We start from the raw sequence: 5,150 nt of genomic DNA, 5'->3' as shown, positions 1-5,150 counted from the left end.
CCAGTCGGGTGCTACCGCCCCGAGCCCCGCCGGCAGGACCGGTCGGGGCAGATGGTGCGCTTGCGCAGCGCGTGACGGAGCATTCGCGCTGTGCCGCGCGCGAGCCAAGCGCTGACAGCCCGGCCTAGATTGCGTTCTTCGAAGGGTCTGGATCAGATCATGATCGCTGCCGCGCAGCCGGGCCGCGTGGCCTCGCAGCGCGAGGTGGCGCGCCGCCCCGGCGTGTCTCATACGGCGCTGCAGAAGGCGCAGCGCGCCGGCCGCATCGCGCCGGAGGCGGATGGCGCCTGGGACGTGGAGAAGGTCCGCGCGCGGCTGGCCGAGAGCAGCGATCCGGCACGCAAGACAGCAGCCCTCGCGCCGCCTACGGCAGCACCTCGGCCCATTGCTCCGCCGCCGATTTCAGCACCTGCGCCTGAGCCACTGCCGCGCGTCGCGGGAAACACCTTCCACGACGCCCGCACGGCGAACGAGGTGCTGAAGGCGCAGGAGCGCCGGCTGCGGCTCGACGAGCGCAAGGGCAAGCTGGTCGACAAGGCCCGCGCGCTTCTGCTGGTGCACCGGCTCGCCAAGGAGGAGCGTGACGCCATTCTCGCCTGGCCAGCCCGCGTCGCTGCGGAGATGGCGGCCGAGCTCGGCGTCGATGCGCATCGGCTGCAGACGATGATGGACACGCGGCTGCGTGAGCACCTGGCGGCGCGGCACGATGTCCGGGTGAGCGTCGGCTGATGGCGGGCGAGCATCTCCTGGAGGAGCTCGGCCGCTTCGACGGTGACGCCGAGATCCTGCAGGCCTGGCGCGACGGCATGGCGCCGGAGCCGGCGCTGCTGGTCTCGGAGTGGGCCGACCGGCACCGCGTGCTCGGCTCGCGGGGATCCGCCGAGCCGGGGCCCTGGCGCACCGTGCGCACGCCGTATCTGCGCGAGATCATGGACGCACTGTCGCCGGCGCAGGCCGCGCGTCGCGTGGTGTTCATGAAGGGAGCGCAGGTCGGGGGCACGGAGTGCGGCAACAACTGGATTGGTTACGTCATCCACCACGCGCCGGGGCCGATGCTCGCGGTGCAGCCGACGACAGAGCTGGCGAAGCGCTTCTCCGACCAGCGCATCGATCCGCTGGTCGAGGAGACGCCGGCGATCCGCGAGCGAGCCGCGCCTGCCAGATCACGCGACAGCGGCAATCGCCAGCTCTCGAAGGAGTTCCCCGGCGGGCAGCTGGTGATGACCGGCGCGAACAGCGCTGTCGGTCTGCGCTCGATGTCGGCGCGCTTCTTGTTCCTCGACGAGATCGACGCCTATCCCGGTGACGTCGAGGGCGAGGGTGACCCGATCGCGCTGGCGGAGGCGCGGGCGCGCACCTTCGGCTGGCGGCGCAAGATGCTGCTGGTCTCGACGCCCACGATCGCCGGCCTGTCGCGGATCGAGCGCGAGTACCTGGCGACCGACCAGCGGCGCTACTTCGTGCCGTGCCCGCATTGCGGCCACCATCAGCATCTGCGCTTCGAGCGGCTGGTGTGGGACGACGGCGAGCCCGACACGGCGCGCTATCTCTGCGAAGCCTGCGACGCGCCGATCGGGGAGCAGCACAAGGCGGCGATGCTGGCGGGCGGGACGTGGCGGGCCACGGCGACGGCGACGGATCCGCACGCGATCGGCTTCCACATCTCGGCACTCTACTCGCCGCCGGGCTGGATGCCCTGGTCGGAGATCGCGCGGCTCTGGCTCGCGGCCCAGGGCGACGACCGGGCCATCAAGACCTTTCGCAACACCGTGCTGGGCGAGACTTGGCAGGAAGCGGGCGAGGCGCCGGACTGGCAGCGGCTCTACGACCGCCGCGAGCACTGGCCCGCGGGCACCGTGCCGATGGGCGGGCTGCTGCTGACCGCCGGCGTCGACGTGCAGCGCGACCGCCTCGAGGCGAGCCTCTGGGCCTGGGGGCAGGATCGGCAGTCCTGGCTGGTCGAGCACCGCGTGCTGGCGGGCAACCCCTTCGAGGCGGCGGTCTGGGAGGAGCTGCGGCGGCTGCTCGGCGAGACCTGGCGGCATGCCAGCGGACACCGGCTGCCGGTCGCCATGGCGGCGATCGACAGCGGCGACGGCATGACCACCGCGGAGGTCTACGCTTTTGTTCGGCGGGCCGGCGCCGGCCGCGCCATCGCCGTGAAAGGTCAGGACGGACTGCGCGCCGCGGTCGGCCAGCCGGCCGCGACGGAGGTGCGGCGCAACGGGCGGAAGCTGGGCGGGCTGAAGGTCTGGCCGGTGGGCTCATCCTTCCTCAAGGGCGAGACCTATGGCTGGCTGAAGCTCGACCGGCCGACGGTGGAGAGCGGTGATCCGTTCCCCGCCGGCTACGTGCACCTGCCCGTGCACGCGGCGGGCGAGGAATTCTGCCGCCAGCTCACGGCGGAGCAGCTGGTGGCGCGTGCTGGCCGCAACGGTTTCCGCCGGCTCGAGTGGGTGAAGACCAGGGAGCGGAACGAGGCGCTCGATTGCCGGGTCTATGCCCGTGCCGCCGCGGCGGCGCTCGGGATGGATGGGTGGGGTGACGGCCGCTGGGCGCGGATGGCCAATGCGCTGTCGTTGCCGGCCGCCGAGCCGGCGCCCTCGCCCGATGCTTCGCCTTCGCCGGCTGCTGGGGCGGCGCGGCCCCGCACGTGGCTCACGCCGCGCACGGGCTGGCTGCGCTGAGAACCCGCTTCGGAACGGAGACGGGTAGAGCTGTGACGGCGTGAGCGGCGTCGGTCCGCAGCGTTCGAGGGGTCTCTGTGGTCCTTGTAGGCTGCCGATGCGGACCGGGTCGGACGCGGCGGCGTGCGCGCCCCTAACGAGCGTCCAACTCACCCATCAATCCAAATCCTTCGGGAGCTGGAGTCGGTGCTGCTCGATGAACTTGCTGGCCTCTCTGCCGCCGATCCTTCTGAGCGCGTGGAGCGCCCATTGGCGGATGTTCCAGTCTGGATGCTCCAATTCTCGCGCGAGTTCCGGCACAACGGTTTGGTCGCCCGCCTCACCCAGAAGCTCGATGAGCTTGCCACGCGTGTATGAATCGTCGGCGAGGCGCATCTCAACGATCAATCTGGCGATGAACTCAGGGCCGTGCGGCCACTGTTCATGGAAGGCGTCCTCGTAGACCATTGGATCGCGGCTCTTGATCCGCGCTATCCACTCGTCGAAAGCCGCCATCATGGCCCTCCATGCGCCGTCGGCACGGTAGCCTATGGTTTTCCCGTAGGCCGGAAAATGGCGGAAGCCCATGGACCGAGCCGGACTGACCGTGTCGTCCTACATGCTTATGGGGTCCGTCAGGCGCACACGAAGAGCTCGGTCAGCATCCCTTCGTCGTCGGCAAATGGCCCGCCTTCATTCTGAAGCGGGCTCTGAGACTGAGAGGACGCGCATGGACCCAACCGTCCTCGCCTGGGCGCTGGCGCAGCCCGCCGGCAGCCGCGCCGCCGCCCTCGCCGCAGCCTACACGGGCGGCACCACGCGCGTGACCTTCGACGGGCGCACCGTGGAGTATCGCAGCCTGGATGAGCTCGGCCGCGCGCTGGCGGTGCTGCGTGGCGCCGAAATGGCGACCGCCCGCCGCCCGTCCGTGACGCTGGCCAGCTTCTCGCGTGGGGGAAGCAGGTGATGGGCCGCCTCCGCGATGCTTGGAACGCACTGCGCGGCTACGCGGCGGCGCAGGACAGTCGTGCTTCGGCCTGGGCGCCCTCCGGCGGCAGCGCGACGGCCGAGGTCGGCTTGGCCGCGGCGACGGTCGCGCGGCGGGCGCGCGATGCGGTGCGCAACGACCCCTACGCTAGCCGCATCGTCGATCTCTGGACCGGCAACGCGGTCGGCGCGGGCATCACCACCCGCTGGCCGGACCAGCGCCACGCCGATGCCTGGCGCCGCTGGGCGGAGAGCATCGGCTGTGACGCAGAGGGCCGGCTCGATCTCTACGGCCTTCAGGCGCTGGTCATGCGGGCGGTCGTCGAGAGCGGCGAATGCTTCTTGCGCTTCCTGATGACCTCGCCATCGCCGGTGAACCCGATCGGGCTGCGGCTGCAGGTGCTGGAGAGCGATCACCTCGACGCCGCGCGGAACGGCATGGTCGACGGCGCGCCGACCATCCAGGGCATCGCCCTCAGCGAGGCCGGCGAGCCGACCGGCTACTGGCTGCATCGCGTGCATCCGGGCGCGGCCTGGATCCTGCCGGGCGCGAGCTGGCAGACCAGCCAACGCATTCCCGCCGGTGACGTGCTGCACGTCTACCGCAAGCGCCGCCCCGGCCAGCTGCGCGATGTGTCGTGGCTCGCCCCGGTGCTGCTGCGCCTGCGCGAACTCGGCGACTACGAGGCCGCGCTGCTGATGAAGGCGAAGATCGAAGCCTGCCTCGCCGCGGTGGTGACGGAGGAGGGCGACGAGGCGCTGACCGGTGCCGCCGCGGGTCTCCTGCGCGATGCGCAGGGCCGCACCGTCGAGAGCTTCGAGCCGGGCATGATTCTCTATCGCCGCGGCATGGGCTCGGTGGAGGTGGTGAACCCCTCCGGCGGCGGATCGCACGCGGCCTTCGCCAGGCGCGCGCTGGAAGCCGCCGCGGTCGGTGCCGGCCTGACCTACGACCAGGTCTCGGGCGACCTGACGCAGGCGAACTACTCCTCGCTGCGCGCCGGCAAAATCGAGTTCCGCCGCCTCTGCGAGCAGGTCCAGTACGGCATGCTGATCCCGATGCTGGTGCGGCCAATCGCGGGCCGCTTCCACGCCCAGGGCGCGCTGCTCGGGCTGTGGGGCACGGAGATGCCGGCCGGTGTCAGCCACGTCCCGCCGGCGCACGAGATGATCGATCCGCTGAAGGACACCACGGCGCTGATCGCCCAGGTCCGCGCCGGCTTCGTGCCGCAGCCCGAGGCGGCCGGCGCCTTCGGCTACGACTTCCGAGGGGCGGTGGAGATGATCCGCGAGGCCAACGCTCTGCTCGACGAGGCCGGCATCTCGCTCGACACCGACCCGCGCCGCGTCGCGAAGTCTGGCGCAGCACAGGACGCCGCGCAGATGGCCGCGGTGGAAATCGCCGCCACCGGCGCGGCCGCGCCGCCGCGCGCGACACCAGCAGAGGGCTGAACATGACCGAGACCATCGAACCGAGCGGCAGCGATGCCGCGCCGC

Annotated in this window: 5 protein-coding genes; 4 read left to right on the top strand and 1 reads right to left on the bottom strand. The window is 71.5% G+C overall.

All coding sequences use genetic code 11. The features are described from left to right. The first annotated feature begins 90 nt into the window (after positions 1-90). On the top strand, positions 91-729 hold the full coding sequence (locus ACESM1_RS30095) for an elements of external origin (protein ID WP_372625052.1): 639 nt from the start codon (positions 91-93) through the stop codon (positions 727-729). Then, positions 729-2,687 (top strand): phage terminase large subunit family protein, encoded by a 1,959-nt coding sequence (locus ACESM1_RS30090; RefSeq protein ID WP_372625050.1) that lies wholly within the window; start codon positions 729-731, stop codon positions 2,685-2,687. The genes ACESM1_RS30095 and ACESM1_RS30090 overlap by 1 nt, the downstream gene beginning before the upstream one ends. Before the next feature lie 156 nt (positions 2,688-2,843). On the opposite strand, the gene ACESM1_RS30085 is transcribed toward ACESM1_RS30090, so the two are convergent. Then, a complete protein-coding gene (locus ACESM1_RS30085) occupies positions 2,844-3,254 on the bottom strand; it encodes a HEAT repeat domain-containing protein (protein WP_372625048.1) in 411 nt (136 codons plus the stop codon). Between the two features lie 142 nt (positions 3,255-3,396). Here ACESM1_RS30085 and ACESM1_RS30080 point away from each other — a divergent pair, with 142 nt between their 5' ends. Together ACESM1_RS30080 and ACESM1_RS30075 are read left to right on the top strand one after the other, a co-directional pair. Continuing rightward, positions 3,397-3,633 (top strand): phage head-tail joining protein, encoded by a 237-nt coding sequence (locus ACESM1_RS30080; RefSeq protein ID WP_372625046.1) that lies wholly within the window; start codon positions 3,397-3,399, stop codon positions 3,631-3,633. Beyond that, complete coding sequence (locus ACESM1_RS30075) at positions 3,633-5,105, top strand: phage portal protein (RefSeq protein WP_372625044.1); 1,473 nt, start codon at positions 3,633-3,635, stop codon at positions 5,103-5,105. Before ACESM1_RS30080 ends, ACESM1_RS30075 begins: the two co-directional genes overlap by 1 nt. Positions 5,106-5,150: the final 45 nt, after the last annotated feature.

This window comes from Falsiroseomonas sp. (genome assembly GCF_041690465.1).
In the GTDB taxonomy this organism is placed as follows: Bacteria; Pseudomonadota; Alphaproteobacteria; order Acetobacterales; family Acetobacteraceae; genus Falsiroseomonas.
Note: the sequence above shows the minus strand (reverse complement) of the source record. Positions and strands in the feature narration are given on the sequence as shown.

What these genes read in the sequence shown, in the direction of transcription:
- ACESM1_RS30090 (WP_372625050.1), top strand. Translation starts at nt 729, where the DNA reads ATGGCGGGCGAGCATCTCCTGGAGGAGCTCGGCCGCTTCGACGGTGAC.
- ACESM1_RS30085 (WP_372625048.1), bottom strand. Translation starts at nt 3,254, where the DNA reads ATGGGCTTCCGCCATTTTCCGGCCTACGGGAAAACCATAGGCTACCGT.
- ACESM1_RS30080 (WP_372625046.1), top strand. Translation starts at nt 3,397, where the DNA reads ATGGACCCAACCGTCCTCGCCTGGGCGCTGGCGCAGCCCGCCGGCAGC.
- ACESM1_RS30075 (WP_372625044.1), top strand. Translation starts at nt 3,633, where the DNA reads ATGGGCCGCCTCCGCGATGCTTGGAACGCACTGCGCGGCTACGCGGCG.